This is a genomic window from uncultured Mobiluncus sp. (genome assembly GCF_902488535.1).
Classification (GTDB): Bacteria; Actinomycetota; Actinomycetes; order Actinomycetales; family Actinomycetaceae; genus Mobiluncus.
In genome coordinates, this window is sequence record NZ_CABTWO010000048.1 from 1 (window position 1) to 1,514 (window position 1,514).

General features: G+C 57.1%; 2 protein-coding genes. Both read left to right on the top strand.

Annotated elements, in window-relative coordinates; all coding sequences use genetic code 11:
* Positions 1 to 567 (top strand): resuscitation-promoting factor (locus tag RDL66_RS08985; protein ID WP_308536652.1); only part of this gene is annotated, 567 nt, incomplete at its 5' end.
* Positions 568 to 576: 9 nt separating this feature from the next.
* Entirely contained in the window at positions 577 to 1,506 is a 930-nt protein-coding gene (rsmA, locus tag RDL66_RS08990; RefSeq protein ID WP_308536653.1) for a 16S rRNA (adenine(1518)-N(6)/adenine(1519)-N(6))-dimethyltransferase RsmA, read from the top strand.
* Positions 1,507 to 1,514 lie beyond the last annotated feature (8 nt).

Sequence of the window (1,514 nt, forward strand, 5' to 3'; positions counted from 1 at the left end):
ACCGACTTGGATGCTGTCCAGGTGCTGTTCAACCCCGGCGCGGCACCTATCGTGCAGGTGCAGCGCATCACGGAAGAAATGGTTACGGCTAGCGAGCCGATTCAGTTCGAAACCGAAACTACCAACGATGATTCGAAGTTCACTGACGAAAAGGTCGTGACGCAGAAGGGCGTGGTCGGAGAAAAAGAGATCACTAAGAAGGTGCGCAGCATCGACGGCGTGGTTTCCTCCGAAGAAATCTTGAGTGAAAAGGTTGTGACCCAACCGGTTAACGAAAAAGTTACGGTCGGCACGAAGAAACGTCCTGCCTCGCAACCTATCGCCGCAACCGGCGATGTTTGGAGCAAACTGGCATTTTGCGAAGCCGGTGGGCGTCCCGATGCGAACACGGGCAATGGTTTTTACGGAATGTACCAGTTCACGTTACCGACGTGGCGGGCAGTAGGGGGTTCCGGTCTGCCGTCTGAGGCTTCGGCAGAGGAACAGACTCACCGGGCTCAGATTCTGCAAGCTCGCTCAGGCTGGGGACAATGGCCGGCGTGCTCCCGGAAGCTCGGTTTGCGCTAAAATTCTGACGTGTTTTTGTTGGGTGCGCGCGACATCTTTGCGCTCTGTGCTGCCCTAAAGGTGTCTCCGAGCAAGAAAAAGGGTCAAAATTTCGTTACCGACCCCGGAACGGTGCGGCGCATTGCGGCCACAGCGGGAGTTTCCCCAGGCGACACCGTTGTGGAAATTGGCCCAGGGCTGGGTTCGTTGACTCTGGCCTTGCTGGAACAGGGCTGCAAAGTTATCGCTATCGAAATCGACCAGCGCCTCGCGGCCGCCCTGCCGGTGACGGTGAGTCAACACGGCGCGAACAGCGCGGACTTGTGTGTCATGACGCAAGACGCTCTCGAAATTAGGGGAGTCTCCGACCTAGATATCCCCGCAGGGTGGGCTACACCGCGCCAGTTGGTAGCAAACTTGCCCTATAATGTGGCCACCCCCCTGCTATTGCATTTCTTGGAAGTTTTGCCAGGCCTGGAGGGCGCGCTGGTCATGGTGCAAGCCGAAGTGGCTGACCGTTGGGTGGCCGGAGTCGCTGACGCGGCATATGGGGCGCCGAGTGTGAAACTGGCCTGGTGGGGCAGCGCAAAACGTGCTTTTAAAGTGGGGCGAAATGTGTTTTATCCCGCCCCGAATGTGGATTCGACCGTAGTGGATTTTCGGCGTTTAGAGGTACGTCAGAGACTGCTGGAGGACCTGAAAGTTAGCCCCGATGGCTTGACAGATGAGGCAGTCGAAACGTTAAGGAAGGAAGTATTCGCAGCGGTGAACGCGGCATTTTCTCAGCGCCGCAAGACCTTGCGGCAATCTTTAGCTGGATATGCTGGCTCCCCTGATGCGTCCGCCGCTTTGCTTGAGGCAGCCGGTATCTCGCCGGGCCTACGTGCCGAACGTCTCAGCGTCACAGACTTCACAAAAATCGCGGCCGCAAAACTTTATGGAACGAGCGATACAAAATGAGCGGAGTG